This is a genomic window from Pseudomonas corrugata, assembly GCF_050920615.1.
Taxonomy (GTDB): Bacteria; Pseudomonadota; Gammaproteobacteria; order Pseudomonadales; family Pseudomonadaceae; genus Aquipseudomonas; species Aquipseudomonas corrugata.
Genome location: NZ_CP130434.1, coordinates 3810088 through 3832439 on the forward strand (window position 1 = coordinate 3810088; position 22352 = coordinate 3832439).

A 22352-nucleotide genomic window follows, 5' to 3' on the forward strand; every position below is an offset into this window, starting at 1 on the left:
GACAATCGAGCCCGACATGCAAGACCTCAACGATCTCTACTATTTCGCCAAAGTCGTCGAAGCCGGTGGCTTCGCTGCAGCCGGCCGCGCCCTTGGCATCCCCAAGTCGCGGCTGTCCCGGCGTATCGCCGAACTGGAGGAGCGCCTCGACGCCCGCCTGCTGCAACGCACCACCCGCCAATTGAAACTGACGGCGGTGGGTGAACGTTACCTGCGCCATTGCCAGGCCATGTTGCTGGAGGCAGAAATGGCCGACGAAGCGGTGGCGAGCATGTCCAGTGCGCCCCGTGGCCGGCTTCGGGTTTCAAGTCCGGTGGGATTGGCCCACGAAATTCTGGCCGGGGTGGTGGCCGATTTCCTGGAAAAATATCCTCAGGTCCAGTTGGAGATGATCCTGGTCAATCGCCGCGTCGATCTGGTGAGCGAAGGCGTAGACGTAGCGCTGCGCGTGCGTGACCTGGGTGACGAAGACCCGCTGTTGATGACCCGCCGCTTGCGTCAGGCACGGTTGATCATGGTCGCCAGCCCGGCCTTCGTCGAAGGGCGACGGATCGAAACCCCCGAGGATCTCAAGCAGGTCCCGGTGCTCGGGGCACTTGAGAGCGATCGCCTGGTGCATCTGCGCCTGCACAGCATCGACGGACAGGTCGCCGAACTGGCCCTGGAGGCACGCCTGGGCATCGATGATTTCATTGTGCGCCGCGCCTGCGTTCTCGCCGGCCTGGGATTTACCTTATTGCCGAGCATGTATTGCGAGCAGGAGTTGACGGACGGCACACTGGTGGAACTGTTACCGCAATGGTCGCTGCCCGATGGCTGGCTGCAGGCGGTCTATCCCCATCGACGCGGAATGTTGCCGGCGGTACGCGCATGGCTCGACCATTTGGTGGACGCTTTCAATCGTTGTGGAGAAAGGACGTTATGAGTTTGAGCGAAGAGGATGTCGCACGGTTTTGCCTGGGCTTGCCTGGCGCCAGGGAAGATTACAAATGGGGTGGCGTACGGGTGTTTTCCATCGCCGGGAACAAGATGTTCGCCCTGCAAGGGCTGCGTAGCGACTCATTGGCGTTCAAGGTCGACAAGGACCTGTTCCTGGGACATTGCGACCGACCGGGCATCCATCCTGCCCCGTATCTGGCACGAGCCCAGTGGATCATCATGCACACGCCCTACCCCATGGGCGCCGAGGAACTGCATGGCCTATTGCAACGCTCCCACCAACTGGTGGTCAGCAAATTGCCCAAGCGCACGCAGGTCGGCTTGCTACTGCCGTAATACTCACACCTGCTGGCCCTTGCGGTTAATTTGAGTACACGAATTAACCACACAGGCCATTAGGCCAGCAAATGACCGCCCAGGAACAACTGGTCGACCCAGAACGCCTGGTGCAGCAGCACGATGAACCAGAACACCACCTGGAACGACACCTTGCGGGTCTTGTGTCGAAAGACCTGCTGGGCCAGTAATGCCCCGGGCCAGCCGCCGGCCAGCTCCACGGCATGCAACACGTTCTCGGGGGTGCGCCAGGTGTCGGAACGCGCCTTGCGCTTGTCACTCCAGTACAGCAGGAACGCCACGACGCTGACGGTCCCATAGGCCATCAACGGCACCCATGACGCCTCCTGCAGCACGAGCAGCAACGAACCCGTCAGCGGTAGCGTGCATAGCAGCGCAAACACGATCAACTTGAGCCGAAGGTTCTGTACTGCGCCCCCGGTGTCGCGGGCTGCGCGCCTGCGGGTGCCCGAATCTTTCATGGCTGGGCAGTCGTCCAGTCGACCCAACCGAATTGCCAGGTCGCAAGGATCAGCAGACCGAACGCGATCCGATACCAGGCGAACACCGCGTAACTGTGGCTGGTGATGAACCGCAGCAGTCCCTTGACTGCGATCATGGCGAAGATGAACGCGGTGACGAAGCCGATGGCGAACACCGGGAAATCCGCCGGAACGAAGAGTGCGCGGTACTTGTAGCCCGAGTAGACAGCCGCGCCGACCATTGTCGGCATGGCCAGGAAGAAGGAAAACTCGGTCGCGGTCTTGCGCGAAAGGCCGAACAGCAGCCCGCCGATGATGGTCGAGCCGGAACGGGAGGTGCCGGGAATCATCGCCAGGCACTGGGCCAGACCGACCTTGAGGGCATCCTTCCAGGTCATATCGTCCACCGTGTCGGCGTGTACTTCATGCTGGCGCTGTTCGGCCCAGAGCATGATGCCCCCCCCCACCACGAGCGCGGCGGCCACGGTGATCGGGTTGAACAGGTACTCGTGGATCAGGTCGGCAAACAACACGCCCAGCACTACGGCGGGCAGGAAGGCGATCAACAGGTTGGCGGTAAACCGTCGGGCACCGGGTTGAGTGGGCAAACCCACTACCACGTCGAAGATCTTGCGTCGAAACTCCCAGACCACCGCCAGGATCGCACCCAACTGAATAATGATGTTGAACGCCATGGCCCGTTCCCCACCGAACCCAAGCAAGTCTGCGACAACAATCTGGTGCCCCGTGCTGGAAATCGGCAGGAACTCCGTCAGACCTTCTACAATGCCAAGAATCAGTGCCTGAAAGGCAGTCCACAAATCCATTCATCCCCCAAAAAAGCCCCTGTCAGACAGGGGCTCATCGATAATCAAAGTGTTATGCCAATACAAGCAGCGGGGCACGATAACTGCGCCCTCCCCAAAAAAACCAATGAAAAATCATAGGCAGGCTTAGGTTTTGCGTTGCGAGGCCGAAATCCTATCAGACAAGCCCTCATAACGCCGCCGCGTTATGGCCCAGGGGGCAATCCACCGGCCGTGGATGACAAGAACAAGAAACTGGAGTGACAGCGTATGAATAGTTTGCGCAATGTGTCGATCAGCCGACGCTTGTGGCTCATCCTCGTCGTGGCCATCTTGATGGTATTTACGTTGGGCGCCTTGATGCTGAAGCAGATCCACGGTGACCTCTATCAGGCCAAGGTGCAGAAAACCCAACATGTGGTCCAGACCGCCAGCGGCGTGCTGAGCTATTACCATGGCCTGGAAACCGCTGGTACCCTGACCCGCGAAGCCGCCCAGAAACAGGCCCTCAGCGCTGTGCGGGGCCTGCGCTATAACGAGACTGATTATTTCTGGATCAATGACCTGACCCCGGTCATGGTCATGCACCCCGCCAACCCGAAGCTCGAAGGGAAGAACCTCTCGGCGATCCGCGACCCGAACGGTTTCGCGCTGTTCAACGAGATGGTCAACATCGCCAAGGCCAAGGGCGCCGGGATGGTGAACTACCTGTGGCCGAAGCCGGGTGCCGAGGCACCGGTGGCGAAAACCTCCTACGTCCAACTGTTCGAGCCCTGGGGCTGGATCATCGGTTCAGGCGTTTACGTAGATGACGTGCAAGCCGAGTTCCAGGCCCAACTGATCAAGGCTTCGCTGATTGGCCTGTCGATTGTAGTGATCATGAGCCTGCTGTTGACCCTGATCGTGCGCAGCATCGTGGGGCCCCTGCAGGAAACGGTGAACGCCATGGCCAACATTGCCAGCGGTGAAAGCGACCTGACCCGCACCCTCGACACCCACGGCCAGGATGAGGTCACTCAACTGGCGCGACACTTCAACGCGTTTACCAGCAAGCTGCGCCATGTGGTAAGCCAGTTGCAGGATTCGGCCAGCGCACTGGGACAATCGTCCAATGAACTGGGTAGCGACGCCGCCCAGGCCCAGGAACGCAGCCAGCAGCAATCGCAGCAGATGGAGCTGGTGGCCACTGCGATCAACGAAGTGACCTATGGTGTGCAGGACGTGGCCAAGAACGCCGAACACGCCGCCAGTGAGATGCGCGACGCTGAATCCCAGGCCCAGCAGGGCCAGGTCAACATTGACGGCAGCCTGCAGCAAATCGACCGTCTTTCCCAGACCATCGACCAGGCGGTGGAAGTGATCCGTACCCTGGCCAGCGAAAGTACCCAGATCGGCAGCGTCCTGGAGGTGATCCGCTCCATCGCCGAGCAGACCAACCTGTTGGCCCTCAACGCGGCGATCGAAGCCGCTCGCGCCGGGGAACAGGGCCGGGGCTTTGCGGTGGTGGCCGATGAGGTGAGGTTGCTGGCGCAGCGCACACAGAAGTCCACCGCCGAAATCCAGGGCATGATCGAACGCCTGCAAACCCACTCCGAAGCCGCGGTAAAGGTCATCAGCGACAGCAGCCGCGCCTCGCAACTGACCATCGAACAGGCAGGCCTGGCGGGCGCCAGTCTCAACGCCATCGGCCAGGCCCTGCGTAATCTCAACAGTCTCAACGCCTCCATCGCCAGCGCTACCCTGCAACAGGCCCACGTGGTAGAGGACATCAACCAGAATGTCACCCAGGCCGCCGGACTCTCCCACAGCACGGCCCTGGCGGCAGAGCAGTCGAGCCTGGCAAGCACCCGCCTCAAAGCACTGAGCGAACAGCTGAACGGCCTGCTCAAACAATTCCGGGTGTAAAAGCAAAGCTTGCATCCAGCCTGGATGCAAGCTGAACCACCGCTATCGCGAGCAGGCTTGCTCCCACAGGTCCTGCTGGCGACCACAGATACTGCAATCAACCTGGCCCCCCTGTGGGCGAGCCTGCTCGCGAGAGCACCGGCACATCCAACATTGATGTTGGAGCTGCCCCCACCATAACGTTTACAATCGCCCCCCTTTTCCATTCCCTCAAGGAGCCGCCATGTCCGGGCTTGAACTGTTTGCCGCAGCCCTCGGCGTGATCGCTGTCTGGTTGACCGTCAAGCAGAACCCCTGGTGTTGGCCGATCGGCCTGGTCATGGTGTTGCTGTACAGCTGGATTTTCTACGACGTGAAGTTGTACTCGGACATGCTGTTGCAAGTGATCTACGCCGCGCTGCAATTGTATGGCTGGTGGCAATGGACCCGCGCCGGGCAGCATCATGACGGACGCCAGGTCACACGTCTGGGCGGGCCGTCAGTGCTGCTTGGGCTGGCTGCCGGAGCAGCGGGCAGCCTGGTGCTGGGCGCCGCCATGGCGCACTGGACTGATGCCGCCCAACCCTGGCTCGACGCGGCGCTTACCGGCTTCAGCCTCGTGGCCCAGTGGTGGATGGCGCAGAAGCGCGTGCAATGCTGGCCTTTGTGGATCGCCCTGGATGTGATTTTTGTTGGCCTGTTCATCTACAAGGGGCTGTACCTGACCGCCGCGCTCTACGCCCTGTTCACCCTGCTCGCCGTGCAGGGCTGGCGGGAATGGCGCGCCGACCCGGCCCTGCGCGCATGAAAGTGGTGGTGCTCACCGGCCCCGAATCTGCCGGCAAGAGCTGGCTGGCGTCGCAATTGCAGGAACACTTCGGCGGCTTGCGGGTGGATGAATACGTCCGCCACTTCATGGAACAGTACCCCCGCGACACCTGCCTGGACGACATCACCGATATCGCTCTCGGACAACTGGCCTGGGAAGACGCAGCCCGTGCCCGACAACCGGCACTGCTGATCCTCGACACCCATCTGCTGAGCAATATCCTCTGGAGCCGGACCCTGTTCGGCGAATGCCCGGACTGGCTGGAACCAAGCTTGCTGAGGCGCCATTACGACCTGCATCTGCTGTTGAGCCCCGAGCAGGTCGAATGGACCGGCGACGGCCTGCGCTGCCAGCCTGAGCTGGCGCAACGCCTGCAGTTTTTCACCGCCATAGAGGATTGGCTGACCCGGCGCCAGCAACCCTTCCAAGTGATCGAAGGCAACTGGGCGCAGCGCCAAAGCCAGGTGTTCGCAGCCGTAGCCCAACTGCTCCAGGCCTGAACAGATCCCACCGGGACAGGTGATGGTATAGCGCCATCCTGTTGCACTCTTGAAACATCCCCGTCTTGTCAAACCCGGATCCAAAGCTGTTTCACTGGTTTGTCATCCTGACTGTCACGCCACTGAAACACCCCCTCAAAAGCCTGGATCCAGAGCCACTGGCCGCAGATGGCCTATTGACCCTCATGAGCCTTGTCTCATTCATGAAACAGGTCGCGCAACGCTCATTGCGCACAGCTAGCCAACCCATTGAATCGAAAGACTTTTACAAACCCGGCACGACATCTGCTCTTCTCCCCTCGCAACGCTGGACCAAGGCCAGCCCACCGAAGAAGGAACCGATGCCGTGGGGACTTTCGATAGAAGTTTGACCGTCCTGTTGTTGATCGGCTGCGCCGCCAGCGCGCTGCTCAGCCTGCCAGTACAGGCCGAAGGCAACGGCGTCATCGTCCTCAACCGGGACGTACAGCCCGTCCATATCGGTCGCAACGGTGGTAAGGACCCCTACCCGACCACCGTCAACGCCAACCCTTCCGATCGAATCAGCCAGGCGACCATCAGCACCGAATTGAGCGACGGCGAATTTGCCAGCGTCGCCAGCGGCTCGTCGATCCGCAACACCCTCAACACAAATACCAGCGTGCAAGGCCTGAATGTCGTGACCAACCCCAACGGCATGCCCGGCATGAACGCCGGCCACGGTGGCGGCAGCGGAGGTGCGATCTCAGGCACCATCAACCGCTCGCTGAGTTCCGGCCTGGCGCCGCTGGGTCGTCTGGCTGGAGGTCGCTGACATGAGAGCGACCCTGTTCCTGCTCGCCCTGCTCGGCTCATCCACGGTATTCGCCGATCCAGGTGTGGCGGTGGTCAGTAGCGCCAACCTGCAGGATTCCGGCAGCCGTTATACCGGCAACTTCAACATCAACCAGGCGGCGGGCGACCGAACCCAGCAAACCAACGCTCGGGCCATCGCCATCGGCACCGGAGCCCAGGCCAGCACCCATGTGCACCAGCGGTTGGACACCCCTGCCGATTCCTCCATGAACGCGACCGCCCGCATCGGCGGCAGCTCTTTCAGCAACGGCAACGGTGTGCTGGGCGTCAACCAGTCCGCCGGGGCCAACAATCAGATGGCCAATGTCATGCGGGTGGGCATCAGCGCCCAGCCGCAGAGCATTGACGACAGCGCGCTTTCTCAACAGAACGTGGCGTTGTTACCGAACTCAGGAGCAACTGGCACCCCAACCGGCAGCCGCCAGGTCGTCACCGGCGACCAGGCCTTCACCGGCAGCCGAGGGGTAATCCAGGTGAACCAGAGTGCCGGGGTGGGGAACCGTATGGCCAACACCCTGAGCATCCGGGTTGCAGACTGACCCGGGCAGTAAACCCATAAGAAAGTACCGACACACTTAACCAACGACACGCAAGGAGAAACACCATGAAACCAACAATGGCACTTAAACCATTGGTTTTCGCTCTCGCCGCTGTGATGGCAATGGCCGCACAGGCCGGTGGAAACGATAACAATCACGGCAACGGGCATGGTCATGGCAATGGCAACCATGGCAGCCATGACCCCCAAGGCCCGACGCTGGATCAACTGCTCTCCATCAGCGCCGGTGCTGGGGCTACGGTGCTGGATGAGCAGAACAGCGACGGCAACGTGGTGACCAACCAGGCCACCAAAAACACCGCTGAAGCCAAGGACTCACTCAATGGCAGCAACGGTAACATGGGCGCCAACGTCGCGGCCGGCGACGGTAACCAGCAAGACAACGCGGCCGCCCTGGCCACTGCAGACGAAAGCTTCATCTTCGGTTCGGCCGTGTCCATGTCCAGTGCCACCCAAGTCAATAACAACAACTACGTCAAAAACAACTCGACTCAAAACAACGCCTCGCTCACCAACGCGGGCAACAACGGCTCCGGCAACATCGGCATCAACGTGACAGCCGGCAATTTCAACCAACAGAAAAACAACCTGGCCATCGCCGTATCAGGTGGCCGTGTTGCACAAGCCTCGGCCGCAGCCGACCAGACCTCCACCGGCCTGGTGGTGGACAACAAGGGCGTGAAGACCTACAAGACCGACACCCTCACCAGCACCTATGAAGCCTCCGGCACATTCAAGGCCAAAGGCACCGGCACCGCCGAAGACGACAACCATGGCGGCTGGGACAACAAAGGTGGCTATGGCGGCGGTCATGATGACGACAAGTTCAAGTTCTCCGCCGTGGGCACTTTCGAACTGGCCGGCAGCAACACCCAGCAAGTGCTGACCCGCGATGGCTGGAAAAACCCAGTGATCAACAACGCCACCATGAACAACTCCATGAACGGCTTCTCCGGCAACGGCGGCGCCAACGTGTCGGCGGGCGTGGGCAACCAACAGAGCAACTCGCTGTCCATCGCTGCTGGCTGCAAGGCCTGCATGTAACTGCGCATGAAATGGGGCCCCGGCAACGGGGCTTCTTTTCCTGGGTTTCCACAAGGCGTATCGATCATGCGTGCGACTGCTCTTTCCCTGCTGCTTTGCATGGCTTGTGTCACCGAAGCTGCGCAAATGCCGGTCGCTGCCCTGCCCGGCGGCATGCTGGTCTACAAGCCGGTGCAAAGCGTGCGCGAGCGCAAGTTCAGCGACATCGTCGAGCAGAAAACCGATTTCAGCTGCGGTGCCGCCGCGCTGGCCACGGTACTGCGCCAGGCCTATTGGCTTGATGTCGATGAAGAGCATGTCATCAAGGGCATGCTGGTCAATGCCGACCAGAACCTCGTACGTACCCAGGGCTTTTCCATGCTGGACATGAAGCGCTACGTGGAAAGCATCGGCATGCGCGCCCGAGGCTATCGGATACCGCCAGAAAAGCTCGAAGCCGTGACGATTCCGGTGGTGGTCCTGATGGAAATACGTGGCTACAAGCACTTCGTGGTATTGCAGCGGGCCGACAAGCAATGGGTCTACATCGGCGACCCGGTACTGGGGCACAAGCGCTACGCCCACGACGATTTCGTCAAAGGCTGGAACGGCATCGTCTTCGCCATCGTCGGTCCAGGCTACGACAAGACCAACGCACTACGCAGTCCTCCGCAGCCGTTGACGGCACGTAACAAGCTGGACGGGTTCAACCCGGTCAAGGATGCGGAACTGATGGATTTCGGTTTCATCCAGAGCGACTTTTTTTAAGTCGCCGACCTACTGCCAACGATAAGTACACAAGGAGCAGGATGCTCCGGGAGCGGGACATGAAAACGTCACACTGGCTGTCGCTGGCCTGTTTGGTCGCGACCGCGTCGGGCTATGCCCATGCCGGATTCAAACCCATCGAAATCAAGGACCAGGAGCTCGCCGAGCTGCGTGGTCGTTATGTCATGCCCGGGCGGGTCATCAGCTTCGGCATCGTCATGAGCAGTACCTGGCGCAACGCCAGCGGTGACCTGATCGGCGCGAGCAGCTCCATGCAGATCCAGGCCTCCACCGTCAAACCCGAGTTTTACGTTTCCACCATCAAGCAGACCGGCAACGGCAGCGCTCCGGAACAGGGCAGCGGCAACATTACCGGTGGTGCAGGTCTTGGGACGAGCCAGGGCGTGACCCAGAGCGTACGCGCTGCCGGCGACGGCAATACCGCCTACAACAATGTCAGCATCAACGTGAAGGAAAGCCACCAGCCCCCCGCCCTCGTTCCTTCCCAAGGGCAGTTACTGACTAGCGGCCAGACCATCAGCGGCAGCAACGCCGCCGGAAGCGTCGCCGTAACCGCTACCGGCAGCGGTATACAGATGGCGATCCAGGCCAGTCACAACCAGGGCAGCGCCCTGCAGCAAGTCGCCCAGGGTGGCCTTTTGCAAAATACCCGCCTGCTGGGCAACAGCAACCTGGTCAACAACATGACCCAGCTCAATGTAGTACTCAACAACAACGGCCCCAGTGCCGGGGCGCTGGACTGCAACCTGACGCAGCTGCGCGGCCTGCGCAACCTCGGGTATTGAACTAAGCTCTGTACGAAAAGTTTTGAGACGAAGGTCAGGCAAGACGAAAACAGCCGAGCAAGCGCAGTGTACTGGAGTACATGAGCATTCCGAGGCTGTTTTCAACGCAGCATGAACGAGTACCAAGGCTTTTCGTACAGAGCCTAAGCTGCTTTTCGACCACTGAGCAAATAGGGACGGCATTTTCATGTATCGATCCGTATCGTTGCGCGCTGTAATGTGTCTGAGCACCTTGTTCCCGGCAACCCTGCTGCAAGCGGCACCGGATGCGGACATCGAGGCATTGAAGCAGGAGCTGCTCGAGCTCAAGCAACGATACGAGGTCCAGCAGAAAGCCCTGGCGGTACTCGAACAACGGGTTCGCCAGGTGGAAGACCAGCCTGCCGCCCCACCGCCCAAGCGCCTGGTCAAATCCCCGGCCGACATGAAGGGTAACCAGAACGTGGCCGGCGGGGGCGCGGCAACGGCTGGAGGCAGCGGCTACGGGCAGTCCCTGGCGGACGACTCGCAGCCGGCCCAGAGCGTCTCCAACCTCTATGACGAGGCCAGCGGCTTCTTTGGCGGCGGCAAATTCAGCTTCGAGACCGGCGTGACCTATTCGCGCTACGACACCCGGCAACTGATCCTCAATGGTTTCCTGGCCCTGGATTCGATTTTCCTGGGCAACATCAACCTGGACCGGATCAAGGCCGACACCTGGACGCTGGACCTCACCGGCCGCTACAACTTCGACAATCGCTGGCAGTTCGACCTCAATGTGCCGGTGGTCTACCGGGAATCCACGTACCAGTCCGGCGGGGCCAATAACGGGGCGGCCGGTGTTACCAGCGAAGAAACCGTCACCCGCGACCCCACCATTGGCGATGTCAATTTCGGCGTTGCCTACAAGTTCATGGACGAATCGATCAACACCCCCGACGCGGTGGTGACCCTGCGCGTCAAAGCCCCTACCGGCAAGGATCCATTCGGGATCAAGCTGCGCCAGTCCCCGAACAACACCAACCTGTTCGTACCTGAGGATCTGCCCACCGGCAATGGCGTGTGGTCGATCACTCCCGGGCTTTCCCTGGTCAAGACCTTCGACCCGGCCGTGCTGTTCGGCACGCTGGCCTACACCCATAACTTCGAAGAGTCGTTCGACGACATCAGCTCCACCGTCAACCAGAAGGTGCCGGGCAAGGTGCGGATCGGCGACAGCTTCCAGATCGGCGCAGGCCTGGCCTTCGCATTGAACGAAAAAATGAGCATGTCGTTCTCGGTCTCAGACCTGATCCAGAAGAAAAGCAAACTCAAGCAGGACGGCGGGGATTGGGAGTCAGTGGTCTCCAGTGATGCCAATGCCGGCTACTTCAACATCGGCATGACCGTCGCCGCCTCCGACAACCTGACCATCGTGCCCAACCTGTCCATCGGATTGACCGACGATGCGCCGGACTTCAGCTTCAGCCTCAAGTTTCCGTATTACTTCTAGCCCAGGACGGGCACCTTGTGGGAGCGAGCCTGCTCGCGATAGCGGTGGATCTGTCACGAAAGAGGTGCCTGCGCTACCGTCATCGCGAGCAGGCTCGCTCCCACAGGTTGCAACCTTGCTTCAGGATGATTCAGCGAATCTGATGCTTGTGCAGCAGACGATAGAACGTTGGCCGGGACACACCCAGCACCCGGGCCGCGACGCTCAGGTTATCACTGTGGCGGTTGAGTACATCGCTCAGTGCCTGGCGCTCGGCGCGGGTCTTGTAGTCTTCAAGGGTGCCCATCGGTGCCGCGATCCCATGGGGACTGGCCAGGCCAAGATCGCGGGCTTCGATCTGCCGTCCCTCGGCCAGCACCAGGCCGCGTCGGACACGATTGGCCAGTTCCCGGACATTGCCCGGCCAGTCGTGCATGCCCATCGCCACCAGCGCATCCTCGCTGAAGCTGCGGGGCCGGCGGCCGGTTTCCTGGCTGTAGAGATGGGAAAAGTGACTGGCGAGCATCGACAAGTCGCCGTGGCGTTCACGCAGAGGCGCCATCACCACTTGCAACACGTTCAGGCGATAGTACAGATCTTCGCGAAACAGCCGCTGCTCGATGGCCGCCTCCAGATCCACATGAGTGGCCGCCAGTACCCGGACATCGACTGCAATCGGCTGGCTGCCACCGACCCGCTCGATATGTTTTTCCTGCAGGAAACGCAGCAGATTGGCCTGCAGCTCCAGCGGCAGATCACCAATCTCATCCAGAAACAGAGTCCCGCCGTGGGCCGCTTCGATGCGTCCGATCTTGCGCTGGTGAGCGCCAGTGAACGCTCCTTTCTCGTGGCCGAACAATTCGGACTGGATCAGATGTTCGGGAATGGCGCCACAGTTGATGGCAATGAACGGCTTATTGCGACGCAGGGACTGTGAATGCAGCGTGTGCGCCACCAACTCCTTGCCGGTACCGCTCTCGCCACGGATCAAAACCGGCGACTCGGTGGGCGCCAATTTACTCAGCAACTTGCGCAACTCGCGAATTGGCCGACTGTCGCCTAGCAGTTCATGTTCGGGCAGTTGGACATGAACCGAGCCCTGCCCACGCAGACGCGCCATGCCAAACGCCCGACCCAGTGTCACCTGGACCCGTGATACATCGAAGGGCAGCGTATGGAAGTCAAAAAACCATTCGCAGACAAAATCACCCACATTCTTCAGACGCAGCACTTCCTGGTTGAGCACCGCGATCCACTCGGTACCGCTACGGCTGATCAATTCCTTGACCGCTTCCGGGCGTTCCAGATGAAAAGGCTGCAACCTCAAAAGGCCTACGTCGCACGTTCGATCGCCGGCATGTTCCAGAGAGCAACTCTCTACCGCCCAACCAATGGTGCGTAACCCCGGCAACAGACGATGGCAATCATCGCAGGGATCAACCACGAGCAGACGACGTGACGTACTGGCTTCGACCATGACTGATCCTTGGCGCCAAAAATAGGAAATATGATTAGAAACAGTCGTTTGGCGAACCTGCATGTAACAGTAGCAAGAAGTTGACACACCCTTGTATCAATTGATTATTGGAATCATTGGAAAGTGGTTATAAGCCAGCGTTTCGTTAGTTGCCCGGCCGAAAATCTTTCACGATGCTTTCAAACAAAAGCCTCTTTGCCGGGTCTGAAAGAAAATCGAAATTTATTCAAGAATTGTGTGACCTGAACCACGGTCCGGAACATCAGTACAAGTAACCCGCCGCACGGTCCGCCCAACCGACGGCAGATCATCTGATTGGGCACTTTTATGAGAGAACGCCATGAACGCCCCGCTCCGTATCAACGAAGCTCTTTTGATTGCCGACCGCGCATTTAAACCTTTCCAGTGCGTGGCCTGGGCCCCTCAAGATGGCAACGGCGAATTGAGCCTGACCGTCGTCGACCGCACTAATACTCATATTGGCCGCACTCAGATTCCAAGCAGTGCCTATACCGATCCAGTCCAACTGGCGAATCTGTTGAAACAGGCCCGAGCCGAACTGAGCCAGGAAGGCTACAAGTTGCAGTCCTGGTCCATGCCTGAATAAACATCCTCTTTTTTCGTATACAGTCCGAGCCTGTATTGATAGCAGGCTTGGTACTGAGTCGAAAAGTCATTGCTCTGGCACGATCCGCAGCTGTTTGTTCGAGGTCTGGCAGTTGTGCGCTGCCACATTCAGGGATTGAATGTTGCCCTCATGCAGTCATCGCCCCTCCGGGCCGGTCGACGCGCAAGGAGAGGCATGCATGCTCAATCAATTCGCGCCTGAGCCTCCAGCGGCAGTGGTACACGCCGGCCAGCTGGATGCCGACTTTGCCAACAACGGCAAGGCAATGGTTCATTTCTCCGGCAGCACCTCCAGCCTGACCACCGGGCTGACCCTTGACCGTCTCGGAAAAATTCTGGTGGCAGCCAGGATCGAGACTTCGCTTGGCAGCCGGTTCGGGCTCGCACGGCTCAACCACGATGGCTCGACCGATCAGGGCTTTGGAATCGGTGGCTGTGTAGTCGGTTCTTTCGAGCACGGCTTCGAAGCAACGGCAGGCAAAGTGACTGAATTGCCCGACGGAAAGATTCTGTTATCCGGCCTGTATTATGAAAACGCTGACCGCACCCTCCCCGCCCTGGCTCTGTTCGATCAACAAGGCCGTCCTGTTTCTGGTTTCGGCAACGCCGGACAACAAGTGATCCGGATTGAAGGCAATCTCTCCCAAGGTCTGCGCGACCCCTGGCTGCCACCAGGCATGCAGGGCCTCGAAGCCAGCGACATGCGCGTGCAAACCGATGGCCGGATTCTCTTACTGGCCAACCATCATTATCAACGGTCCGACCATGTCGGCATCCTGATCCGACTGCTGCCGGACGGCGCACTGGACACTTCATTCAACCGAGGTGGTTTTGTCATGGTCCGGCGCCTGCTGAAAAACACCTGGCTGAGCTGTCTCACTGTCCAGGCCGACGGCAACATCGTGGTGGGTGGCGCCATCGATCTGCCTCAGCAAGGCTTGATGGTCCGTTATGATCCAAGCGGCAGACTCGATGATAGTTTCGGCGAGAACGGCTTCCTGTCCGTCTCGGCCAAAGAGCGCAGCGTGATGATCAATCAGATCGTTCAACATCAGAACGGTGATCTGCAGGCCTTCGGCGGCAGTCGCGACCCTATGCATTGTCTGTCCCTGAAGGTGCATCAGGACGGCAAGCCGGATCATCACTGCAACCAGGGGCAGTACAGGCTCCTGGAGATCGGACGCAACGCCAGTCAGTGGACCGCCGCCCAGGTTCAATCCGATGGCAAACTGGTGACTGCCGGAACCACCATCGGTGGTATCGAGACCGACTTCGTACTGGCCAGGCATCTGCCGGACGCCAGCCTCGACCCGACCTTCGGCCAGGGCAAAGGCTGGGTTCGCACGCGACTCGGCTACAGCCTGGACACCGCCACTTCTCTTGCGGTACAGGTCAACGGAAAAATCCTTGTGGGAGGCCATTCCCTCTTCGGTACCCACCGTGCCATGGTGGCTCGGTATTGGGCCTGACTTGGCAAATATCGACCGCGATTAAAGCGGTATGAATTCCTACGCTTGATATTCCGCATTGCTTACGGCAATTTGCGCGCTTCTAAATAAAAGGAGCAGCCGATGTCCGGTTCCATGACTCAGGCTTTCGCCCACAACTTCCTTGGGCACTCACCGCGCTGGTACAAGGCGTGCATCGTCACCTTCCTGATCATCAATGCCCTGGTACTCTGGACCCTCGGCCCGGTTGTGGCGGGCTGGATGCTGGTCGTGGAGTTCATCTTCACTCTTGCCATGGCCCTCAAGTGCTATCCATTGATGCCCGGCGGGCTGTTGATGATCGAGGCCCTGGCAATGGGCATGACCACTCCCAAGGCGCTGTACGATGAGTTAGTGCACAATTTCCCGGTGATCCTGCTGCTGATGTTCATGGTGGCCGGGATCTACTTCATGAAGGATCTGCTGCTCTTCCTGTTCTCCCGCCTTCTATTGGGCGTCCGCTCCAAGACACTGCTGGCCCTGCTGTTCTGCTTCCTCGCTGCGTTTCTGTCGGCCTTTCTCGATGCATTGACCGTCACGGCGGTGATCATCAGCGCCGCGGTGGGTTTCTACTCGGTTTATCACCGCGTGGCTTCGGGGAATGACCCCCGCCAGGACGCCAGCGTCGATGAAGACCACGCCCTGGCTTCATTGCACCATCAGGATCTGAATCAGTTCCGGGCATTTTTGCGCAGCCTGTTGATGCATGGCGTCGTCGGTACCGCGCTGGGTGGGGTATGCACCTTGGTGGGCGAGCCGCAGAACCTGCTGATCGGTCATGAAATGGACTGGCACTTCGTGGAATTCTTCCTGGAAGTCGCTCCCGTCTCGCTGCCGGTACTGGTGGCCGGGCTGGTGACTTGCATGGCACTGGAAAAGCTGCGCTGGTTCGGTTACGGCACGCTGCTGCCGGATAACGTTCGCGCCGTACTGGCCGACTACGCGGAGCAGGACAACCGCGAGCGCAACTCACGCCAACGCGCAGCCCTGGTTGTCCAGGGTATCGCCGCACTGATCCTGATCGTGGCCCTGGCCCTGCATGTCGCCGAGGTCGGCCTGATCGGCCTGGCGGTCATCGTACTGATCACCGCGTTCACCGGCATCACCGATGAGCACCGACTGGGCAACGCGTTCAAGGACGCGATGCCGTTCACCTCGCTGCTGGTGGTGTTCTTTGCGGTGGTGGCGGTGATTCACGATCAGCAGTTGTTCACGCCACTGATCCAATGGGTACTGGCCCTGCCCGCCGATCAGCAGCCCGGCATGCTGTTTATCGCCAACGGCCTGCTGTCGGCCATCAGCGACAACGTGTTCGTGGCAACCATCTACATCACCGAAGTGAAACAGGCCTTCATCTCCGGCCACATGAGCCGCGAACAGTTCGAGACCCTGGCGGTGGCGATCAATACCGGCACCAACCTGCCCAGCGTTGCCACGCCTAACGGTCAGGCCGCCTTCCTGTTCCTGCTGACCTCGGCCATTGCACCGCTGATTCGCCTGTCCTACGGTCGGATGGTGTGGATGGCCTTGCCCTATACCGTGGTAATGGGTGGCTTGGGGTGGTTTGCGGTGACGTATTGGCTGTAATGGAATAACCAGAGGTCTGCGGGGTTATCGGGGCAGGATGTAGCGCTCGATCGCCAGCGCCGCGCCATCCTCGGTAACGGCTGCGGTGATCACATCGGCCTGGCGCCTGATCGCCTCCTCTGCCTGCCCCATGGCAATCGACAGGCCCGCGCGATGGAACATCGCCGGGTCATTGCCGCCGTCCCCCATGGCCGCCGTCTGCTCCAGCGGTACGCCCATGAATGCCGCCAGGGTCGACAGCGCCTCCCCCTTGTTGGCTTGTATCGCCGTAACGTCCAGGTAGATCGGTTGCGAACGAGACACCTGGGCCTGCCCCTTGAGCAGCGGATGCAGACGGGCCTCCAGTTCAACCAGAAGGCCGGTGTTGGCGCTGGTGGCGACGATCTTGTCGATGCGTTCCAGGTAGGGCTCGAAACTCTCGACTTCGAGAGGCGGATAACCCAGGCCACGGGTTTCCACCGGCACCATCGGCCCGTTGGCGTCAAGCACCAGCCAATGGTCATCTGCAAACACCCAGACCTCGATGCCGGGCTGGTCGGCGTACAGCGCCAGGGTCGTCAACGCTACCTCGGGTGGCAGGTAGTGCACGGCAAGGAAACTGCCGTCCGGATGCACCAGGGTGCCGCCGTTGAACGCCGCCGTGGGCAAGTCGACACCCAGGGCTTCGATCTGCTGCAGCATTGCCCGAGGCGGTCGGCCGGTAGCGAGACTGAACAACACGCCCGCCTCGCGCAGGGAACGAACGGCTTCAATCGTGCGCGGGTTGAGACTGTGGTCGGGCAGGAGCAGCGTGCCGTCCATGTCGCTGAGCAGAAAACGGATGGGGCGTTTCACTTGATCACTCATCCGAGGTCATGCCAGGCGCGACCATCGCGCGTCAGCAAGTCGTCTGCGGCCGCCGGGCCGTCTTCTCCGGCCTTGTAGGGCTGGACGGTCGCGTCCTGTTGCCAGGCATCGAGAAACGGCTGCACGGCACGCCAGCCATTCTCGATGTTGTCGGCGCGCTGGAACAACGTCTGATCGCCGGTGAGGCAATCGTAGATCAGGGTTTCGTAACCCGTGGATGGCTGCATTTCGAAGAAATCCTTGTAGGCGAAGCCCAACTCTATATTCGCCATGTCGAGGGCCGGCCCCGGCCGCTTGGCCAGCAGATCGAACCACATGCCTTCGTTGGGCTGGATCTGTATCTTCAGGTAGGTCGGTTGCAACTCCTCGACTTCAGTGTCGCGAAACTGTGCGTACGGCGCCGGCTTGAAACAAATGATGATTTCCGTGTCCCGAACGCTCATGCGTTTGCCGGTACGCAGATAAAACGGCACCCCCACCCAACGCCAGTTGTCGATCATGACCTTCAGCGCAACGTAGGTTTCGGTGCCGCTGTCGACCGCCACGTTGGCTTCCTGGCGGTAACCGTCCACCGGCTTGCCATCGATTGCACCGCCGGTGTACTGCCCACGTACCGAATTGGCGCGAGCCTGCTCCACCGACCAGGGCCGGATGGCCCCGACCACCTTGGCCTTCTCCCCCCGTACGGCGTCGGCACCGAAAGCAGCCGGCGGTTCCATGGCCACCATCGCCAGTAACTGGAACAGATGGTTGGGCACCATGTCCCGCAGGGCACCGGTGTGCTCGTAAAAACTGCCACGGGTTTCCACCCCCACGGTTTCGGCGGCGGTGATTTGCACGTGGTCGATGTAATGATTGTTCCAGAAAGCCTCGAACAAGCTGTTGGAGAAACGGCTGACCAGGATGTTCTGTACGGTTTCCTTGCCCAGGTAATGGTCGATCCGATAGATCTGCTTCTCGCTCATGACCTTGAGCAAGCAGGCATTGAGAGCTTCGGCGGTGTGCAGATCCGAGCCGAACGGCTTTTCGATCACCACCCGCCGAAAAGCATCAGCCTGCTCCTCAAGCAACCCGACCGCACCAAGGCGGCGGACCACTTCACTGAAAAAACGCGGCGCGGTCGCCAGGTAGAACACCGCATTGCCGGTACCACTGGCAGCGATCTTCGCCGCCAGTGCTGCATAGGTGCTGTCGTCGAGGAAGTCACCCTGCACGTAACTGATACCCTTGGCCAAGCGGGCCCACAGCAGCGGGTCGAGCGCACGGCTGGCATCGCCGCCCTTGCGCGCCGCTTCGTGACGGATGAAGTCCTCGAATTTCCTGGCGAAGTCCACGTCGCTGATGGCGTTGTGATCAACGCCGATGATCTGCAGTCCATCTCCCAGCAACCCGTCACGGCTGAGGTGGTAGAGCGCTGGCATCAGCAGGCGCTTGACCAGGTCACCATGGGCACCGAACAGGAACAAGGTGGTCGGTGGTGCGGGTTCTGCCTTGGACTTCCTGCCGATCGAGGTCATTTTTTCGGCGTCTCCACATGGCCGCCGAAGCCGAAACGCATGGCGGACAGCATTTTATCACCGTAGGTGCTCTGCTGACGGGAACGGAAGCGGGCGAACAGCGAGCTGGACAACACTGGTACCGGCACCGCTTGCTCGATGGCCGCCTCGATGGTCCAGCGCCCTTCGCCGCTGTCGGCCACTTCACCGGAAAAGCCGTCCAGTTTCGGATCGCTTGCCAGGGCATCGGCGGTCAGGTCCAGCAACCAGGAAGAAACCACGCTGCCGCGCCGCCAGACTTCGGCGATATCGGCCAGGTTGAGATCGAAACGTTGCTCCGGCGGCAGGCTTTCGCTGGACTTGGTCTTGAGGATATCGAAGCCTTCGGCGAATGCCTGCATCATGCCGTACTCGATGCCGTTATGGATCATCTTCACGAAATGCCCGGAACCTGCCGGGCCAGCATGGATATAGCCACGCTCGGCGCGATCGTCGTCGGACTTGCGGTCACGGGTGCGGGGTATATCGCCGATGCCCGGCGCCAGGCTGTCAAACAGCGGATCCAGGCGCTTTACCACCTCGGCGTCGCCACCGATCATCATGCAATAACCACGTTCCAGGCCCCAGACGCCGCCGGAAGTGCCCACATCCATGTAGCTCAAGCCTTTTTCCGACAGCGCCTGGGCGCGACGGATATCATCCTTGTAATACGTGTTACCGCCATCGATGATCACATCGCCTGGCTCCAGCAGCTCGCTGAGGGCGTTGATGGTGTCTTCAGTTGGCGCGCCGGCCGGCAGCATGACCCAGACCGCCCGTGGCTTTTCCAGACCAGCCACCAGCGCCGCCAGGTCCGCCACGCCCGTGGCGCCTTCCTGGGCCAGGTTTTCGACGAACGCGACATTGCGGTCATAGACCACCGTGGTGTGCCCATTGAGCATCAGGCGCCGCGCAATATTGCCGCCCATGCGGCCCAGTCCAATAATCCCGAGTTGCATGTGCTGATGCTCCCTACTACAAATAAAGGTAAGTCAAAGGTTTAGTGGCTTGTGTGGCTAATTCGTGTACTCGACTTAACCGTACAGGCCACTCGCTTCGAAACGGTTTGGCTGCGACTAGTGGAGGTTAGTCCAGAGCCTTGCTGCATAGTTTCCGGTTAATTCGTGCGATCACAAGGGGGATAACGCTTCAATCCCGGTCGAAGGCACGGCGACCATGAAAAATAAAAAAGTTCCATTCACGAGCAAAAGAAATCAGAATCGGCGCCGATAGTAGAGGCGTCGACCAAAAAGCTGGCGACATCTCTATAGTTGATGTAGCCATTTGCGAGGTGAGCAATGGACCCAGTCGTTACCGCACGTCCTCCCCAAACCCTTTACGTGACCATTCGTCGCGACGAATTGCGCCTTCTCAAGGAAGAACGCGATCTGCTGCTCGATGAAGTGACCCAGCTGCGCATGCAGCTGCAGCACGCCCAACTCTCCCACCAGGGCCAGGCCCTGGCTCGATAACTGCCCCTTGGCGAAGCCTGCGATCTTTTGCTCTTGATCTCGCTCGAGACTCAAGTGTCGATGGAAAGATCGCAGCCTCGCTCCGCTCGGCAGCTCCTGCGACGATATTCTTGCACCCGGCAGGGATAATTCCCTTCACCTCACGTGCATTCGCGTCTGAACCACCAATCCATAACCGGAAACTCACAAAGTTTTCACAACGCTCCCAGGATACTCCCCGCCTTTAGGGTGCTCGGCGCATGCCTGGGGTTGCCATCCGGTGCCAACAGCTTCGTCGGTGTAGATAAAAAAGGCTGGAGCGCTTGATGAGTCTGTTCAAACGCAGCAAAACGACTGCGAAAGGTTTCGATTGGGCCGGGTTCGGCTGGCTGTTCCTGTTCTTCTGGTATTTCTCGGGTATTACTCAACTGCTTATCCTGTTGAGCGATACTTCCGGCTTCTCCGGGTTTCGCCAGGCATTCATCATGAGTGCGGTGTGGCTCGCGCCCATGCTGCTGTTTCCTGCTCGGACCCGCCTGCTCGCTGCGCTGATCGGTGTAGTGCTATGGGCCTGCTCCATGGCCAGCCTGGGTTATTTTTTCATCTATCAGCAGGAATTCTCCCAAAGCGTCATCTTCATCATGTTCGAATCGAACGTGGCTGAAGCCGGCGAATACATGACACAGTATTTTGCCTGGTGGATGGTACCGGCGTTCCTCGCTCATACCGCCGTGGCGTATTTCCTCTGGACGCGCCTGCGTCCGGTGTACCTGCCCCGTGGCCAGGCCCAGGTAGCGGCAATTGTGATCCTGGGTGCCGTCATCGGTTACCCGCTTGTCAAGCAAACCCAGCGCGTCGGCACCCTGGCCGGCGGCCTGGAGAAACTCGAAGACCGCATCGAGCCGGCCGTACCTTGGCAGATGCTGGTGGCGTACCGTCGTTACAGCGAGCAGTTGGCAAACATGCAAGGCATGTTGCACAGCGCCAGCAAGATCGAGCCACTGCGTAATCTCAAGGACACCATGGCCAACCAACCGGCGACCCTGGTGCTGGTGATCGGCGAGTCCACCAACCGTCAGCGCATGAGCCTGTATGGCTACCCGAGAGAAACCACGCCGGAGCTGGACAAACTCAAGGACCAACTGGCGCTCTTCGACAATGTGATTACGCCACGTCCGTACACCATCGAAGCGCTGCAACAGGTGCTGACATTCGCCGATGAGCAACATCCGGACCTGTACCTGACGACGCCTTCGCTGGTCAGCATGATGAAGCAGGCGGGCTACAAGACCTTCTGGATCACCAACCAGCAGACCATGACCAAGCGCAACACCATGCTCACGACGTTCTCCCAGCAGGCCGATGAGCAGGTGTACCTGAACAACAACCGCAATCAGAATGCTGCGCAGTACGATGGCGACGTAATTGCTCCATTCAACAAGGCGCTGGCCGATACCGCTCCGCGCAAGCTGATCGTGGTACATCTGCTCGGTACTCATATGAGCTACCAGTACCGGTACCCACCGACCTTCAACAAATTCACCGACCGTCAGGGCGCTCCGGCGGGCCTGCGCGACGATCAGGTTCCCACCTACAACAGTTACGACAATGCGGTGCTGTACAACGACTTCGTCGTCTCCAGCCTGATCAAGGACTACGCCAAGAGCAATCCCAACGGTTTTCTGTTGTACCTGTCGGACCACGGTGAAGATGTATTCGACTCAGCGGATCACGCCACCCTTGGCCGCAATGAAGGCAAGCCCACTGCGCCGATGTACACCATTCCTTTCATGGCCTGGGCTTCACCCCAGTGGCGCGAAACCCATGACTGGAACTTTGCCGGGGACCTGTCACGGCCTTACAGCAGCTCTCAGCTGATCCATACCTGGGCAGACCTGGCGGGCTTGAGTTTTGATGAGCTGGACCGCAGCAAGAGCCTGGTCAGCACCGACTTCCAGGCCCGACCACTGTTGATCGGCGATCCGTATCAACGCCAGCACAAGGCGCTGATCGACTTCAGCCTGATGCAGCCCAAGGCGCCGACGGCCAAGCTGGTGCAGCAGTAAAGTAACCGCGCAGCACCGAGTGTGGGAGCGGGCTTGCTCGCTCCCACAGGGGATCCGGTG

General features: G+C 59.9%; 22 protein-coding genes. 16 read left to right on the forward strand and 6 right to left on the reverse strand.

Going from position 1 to position 22352, the window contains the following annotated elements:
- Nucleotides 1-16: 16 nt before the first annotated feature.
- Nucleotides 17-925 carry a LysR substrate-binding domain-containing protein gene (locus QZH45_RS17015; protein WP_024780203.1) on the forward strand — a complete coding sequence of 303 codons (909 nt, stop codon included), beginning with the start codon at nt 17-19 and terminating at the stop codon, nt 923-925.
- The gene (locus tag QZH45_RS17020; protein ID WP_024780202.1) at nt 922-1275 is read left to right on the forward strand and encodes an MmcQ/YjbR family DNA-binding protein; all 354 of its coding nucleotides are present in this window, start codon (nt 922-924) and stop codon (nt 1273-1275) included. The genes QZH45_RS17015 and QZH45_RS17020 overlap by 4 nt, the downstream gene beginning before the upstream one ends.
- A 59-nt stretch (nt 1276-1334) precedes the next feature.
- On the opposite strand, the gene QZH45_RS17025 is transcribed toward QZH45_RS17020, so the two are convergent.
- Nucleotides 1335-1757, reverse strand: a complete 423-nt coding sequence (locus QZH45_RS17025) for a DUF1294 domain-containing protein (protein WP_024780201.1) — start codon at nt 1755-1757, stop codon at nt 1335-1337.
- A complete protein-coding gene (locus QZH45_RS17030) occupies nt 1754-2584 on the reverse strand; it encodes an undecaprenyl-diphosphate phosphatase (protein WP_055135888.1) in 831 nt (276 codons plus the stop codon). The genes QZH45_RS17025 and QZH45_RS17030 overlap by 4 nt, the downstream gene beginning before the upstream one ends.
- A 249-nt stretch (nt 2585-2833) precedes the next feature.
- Between QZH45_RS17030 and QZH45_RS17035 the strand changes: the two genes are divergently transcribed.
- From QZH45_RS17035 to QZH45_RS17075, 9 genes are all read left to right on the forward strand, one after another.
- Nucleotides 2834-4468, forward strand: a complete 1635-nt coding sequence (locus tag QZH45_RS17035; protein WP_053191283.1) for a methyl-accepting chemotaxis protein — start codon at nt 2834-2836, stop codon at nt 4466-4468.
- Between the two features lie 223 nt (nt 4469-4691).
- The gene (pnuC, locus tag QZH45_RS17040; RefSeq protein WP_024780198.1) at nt 4692-5255 is read left to right on the forward strand and encodes a nicotinamide riboside transporter PnuC; all 564 of its coding nucleotides are present in this window, start codon (nt 4692-4694) and stop codon (nt 5253-5255) included.
- Complete coding sequence (locus QZH45_RS17045) at nt 5252-5776, forward strand: AAA family ATPase (protein ID WP_024780197.1); 525 nt, start codon at nt 5252-5254, stop codon at nt 5774-5776. Before pnuC ends, QZH45_RS17045 begins: the two co-directional genes overlap by 4 nt.
- 346 nt (nt 5777-6122) lie before the next feature.
- The gene (locus QZH45_RS17050; protein ID WP_055135887.1) at nt 6123-6569 is read left to right on the forward strand and encodes a hypothetical protein; all 447 of its coding nucleotides are present in this window, start codon (nt 6123-6125) and stop codon (nt 6567-6569) included.
- 1 nt (nt 6570) lies between these two features.
- Nucleotides 6571-7149, forward strand: a complete 579-nt coding sequence (locus QZH45_RS17055) for a hypothetical protein (protein ID WP_024780195.1) — start codon at nt 6571-6573, stop codon at nt 7147-7149.
- Between the two features lie 65 nt (nt 7150-7214).
- Nucleotides 7215-8213 (forward strand): hypothetical protein, encoded by a 999-nt coding sequence (locus QZH45_RS17060; protein ID WP_024780194.1) that lies wholly within the window; start codon nt 7215-7217, stop codon nt 8211-8213.
- Between the two features lie 66 nt (nt 8214-8279).
- Nucleotides 8280-8960: a C39 family peptidase gene (locus QZH45_RS17065; RefSeq protein WP_024780193.1), complete on the forward strand. Its 681-nt coding sequence runs from the start codon at nt 8280-8282 to the stop codon at nt 8958-8960.
- 59 nt (nt 8961-9019) lie between these two features.
- Entirely contained in the window at nt 9020-9766 is a 747-nt protein-coding gene (locus QZH45_RS17070; protein WP_024780192.1) for a hypothetical protein, read from the forward strand.
- Nucleotides 9767-9953: 187 nt separating this feature from the next.
- Complete coding sequence (locus tag QZH45_RS17075) at nt 9954-11237, forward strand: transporter (protein WP_024780191.1); 1284 nt, start codon at nt 9954-9956, stop codon at nt 11235-11237.
- Nucleotides 11238-11367: 130 nt separating this feature from the next.
- Here QZH45_RS17075 and QZH45_RS17080 read toward each other — a convergent pair whose 3' ends face one another.
- Entirely contained in the window at nt 11368-12693 is a 1326-nt protein-coding gene (locus tag QZH45_RS17080; protein ID WP_024780190.1) for a sigma-54 dependent transcriptional regulator, read from the reverse strand.
- A gap of 340 nt (nt 12694-13033) precedes the next feature.
- Between QZH45_RS17080 and QZH45_RS17085 the strand changes: the two genes are divergently transcribed.
- The 3 genes from QZH45_RS17085 (at nt 13034) to nhaB (ending at nt 16394) form a co-directional block, all read left to right on the forward strand.
- A complete protein-coding gene (locus QZH45_RS17085; RefSeq protein WP_024780189.1) occupies nt 13034-13300 on the forward strand; it encodes a hypothetical protein in 267 nt (88 codons plus the stop codon).
- A gap of 199 nt (nt 13301-13499) precedes the next feature.
- Nucleotides 13500-14789, forward strand: coding sequence for a hypothetical protein (locus QZH45_RS17090; RefSeq protein ID WP_024780188.1), 1290 nt, complete (start codon nt 13500-13502; stop codon nt 14787-14789).
- Nucleotides 14790-14891: 102 nt separating this feature from the next.
- Nucleotides 14892-16394: a sodium/proton antiporter NhaB gene (gene nhaB / locus QZH45_RS17095; protein ID WP_024780187.1), complete on the forward strand. Its 1503-nt coding sequence runs from the start codon at nt 14892-14894 to the stop codon at nt 16392-16394.
- A gap of 24 nt (nt 16395-16418) precedes the next feature.
- On the opposite strand, the gene QZH45_RS17100 is transcribed toward nhaB, so the two are convergent.
- Genes QZH45_RS17100 through gnd form a run of 3 tightly spaced genes read right to left on the reverse strand, consistent with a single transcriptional unit; the run spans nt 16419 to nt 19758 of the window.
- Nucleotides 16419-17240, reverse strand: a complete 822-nt coding sequence (locus tag QZH45_RS17100) for a Cof-type HAD-IIB family hydrolase (protein ID WP_024780186.1) — start codon at nt 17238-17240, stop codon at nt 16419-16421.
- The gene (zwf, locus tag QZH45_RS17105) at nt 17237-18757 is read right to left on the reverse strand and encodes a glucose-6-phosphate dehydrogenase (RefSeq protein ID WP_055135694.1); all 1521 of its coding nucleotides are present in this window, start codon (nt 18755-18757) and stop codon (nt 17237-17239) included. The genes QZH45_RS17100 and zwf overlap by 4 nt, the downstream gene beginning before the upstream one ends.
- Nucleotides 18754-19758, reverse strand: a complete 1005-nt coding sequence (gene gnd, locus QZH45_RS17110) for a phosphogluconate dehydrogenase (NAD(+)-dependent, decarboxylating) (protein ID WP_275077652.1) — start codon at nt 19756-19758, stop codon at nt 18754-18756. Before gnd ends, zwf begins: the two co-directional genes overlap by 4 nt.
- Nucleotides 19759-20073: 315 nt before the next feature.
- Here gnd and QZH45_RS17115 point away from each other — a divergent pair, with 315 nt between their 5' ends.
- Nucleotides 20074-20247 (forward strand): DUF6026 family protein, encoded by a 174-nt coding sequence (locus QZH45_RS17115; RefSeq protein ID WP_162843604.1) that lies wholly within the window; start codon nt 20074-20076, stop codon nt 20245-20247.
- Nucleotides 20248-20552: 305 nt separating this feature from the next.
- On the forward strand, nt 20553-22292 hold the full coding sequence (locus tag QZH45_RS17120; protein ID WP_055135696.1) for a phosphoethanolamine transferase CptA: 1740 nt from the start codon (nt 20553-20555) through the stop codon (nt 22290-22292).
- The last annotated feature ends 60 nt before the right edge of the window (nt 22293-22352 follow it).

Coding starts and splice junctions, on each gene's coding strand:
- QZH45_RS17015 (WP_024780203.1), top strand. CDS start 17: ATGCAAGACCTCAACGATCTCTACTATTTCGCCAAAGTCGTCGAAGCC.
- QZH45_RS17020 (WP_024780202.1), top strand. CDS start 922: ATGAGTTTGAGCGAAGAGGATGTCGCACGGTTTTGCCTGGGCTTGCCT.
- QZH45_RS17025 (WP_024780201.1), bottom strand. CDS start 1,757: ATGAAAGATTCGGGCACCCGCAGGCGCGCAGCCCGCGACACCGGGGGC.
- QZH45_RS17030 (WP_055135888.1), bottom strand. CDS start 2,584: ATGGATTTGTGGACTGCCTTTCAGGCACTGATTCTTGGCATTGTAGAA.
- QZH45_RS17035 (WP_053191283.1), top strand. CDS start 2,834: ATGAATAGTTTGCGCAATGTGTCGATCAGCCGACGCTTGTGGCTCATC.
- pnuC (WP_024780198.1), top strand. CDS start 4,692: ATGTCCGGGCTTGAACTGTTTGCCGCAGCCCTCGGCGTGATCGCTGTC.
- QZH45_RS17045 (WP_024780197.1), top strand. CDS start 5,252: ATGAAAGTGGTGGTGCTCACCGGCCCCGAATCTGCCGGCAAGAGCTGG.
- QZH45_RS17055 (WP_024780195.1), top strand. CDS start 6,571: ATGAGAGCGACCCTGTTCCTGCTCGCCCTGCTCGGCTCATCCACGGTA.
- QZH45_RS17060 (WP_024780194.1), top strand. CDS start 7,215: ATGAAACCAACAATGGCACTTAAACCATTGGTTTTCGCTCTCGCCGCT.
- QZH45_RS17065 (WP_024780193.1), top strand. CDS start 8,280: ATGCGTGCGACTGCTCTTTCCCTGCTGCTTTGCATGGCTTGTGTCACC.
- QZH45_RS17070 (WP_024780192.1), top strand. CDS start 9,020: ATGAAAACGTCACACTGGCTGTCGCTGGCCTGTTTGGTCGCGACCGCG.
- QZH45_RS17075 (WP_024780191.1), top strand. CDS start 9,954: ATGTATCGATCCGTATCGTTGCGCGCTGTAATGTGTCTGAGCACCTTG.
- QZH45_RS17080 (WP_024780190.1), bottom strand. CDS start 12,693: ATGGTCGAAGCCAGTACGTCACGTCGTCTGCTCGTGGTTGATCCCTGC.
- QZH45_RS17085 (WP_024780189.1), top strand. CDS start 13,034: ATGAACGCCCCGCTCCGTATCAACGAAGCTCTTTTGATTGCCGACCGC.
- QZH45_RS17090 (WP_024780188.1), top strand. CDS start 13,500: ATGCTCAATCAATTCGCGCCTGAGCCTCCAGCGGCAGTGGTACACGCC.
- nhaB (WP_024780187.1), top strand. CDS start 14,892: ATGTCCGGTTCCATGACTCAGGCTTTCGCCCACAACTTCCTTGGGCAC.
- QZH45_RS17100 (WP_024780186.1), bottom strand. CDS start 17,240: ATGAGTGATCAAGTGAAACGCCCCATCCGTTTTCTGCTCAGCGACATG.
- zwf (WP_055135694.1), bottom strand. CDS start 18,757: ATGACCTCGATCGGCAGGAAGTCCAAGGCAGAACCCGCACCACCGACC.
- QZH45_RS17115 (WP_162843604.1), top strand. CDS start 20,074: ATGGACCCAGTCGTTACCGCACGTCCTCCCCAAACCCTTTACGTGACC.
- QZH45_RS17120 (WP_055135696.1), top strand. CDS start 20,553: ATGAGTCTGTTCAAACGCAGCAAAACGACTGCGAAAGGTTTCGATTGG.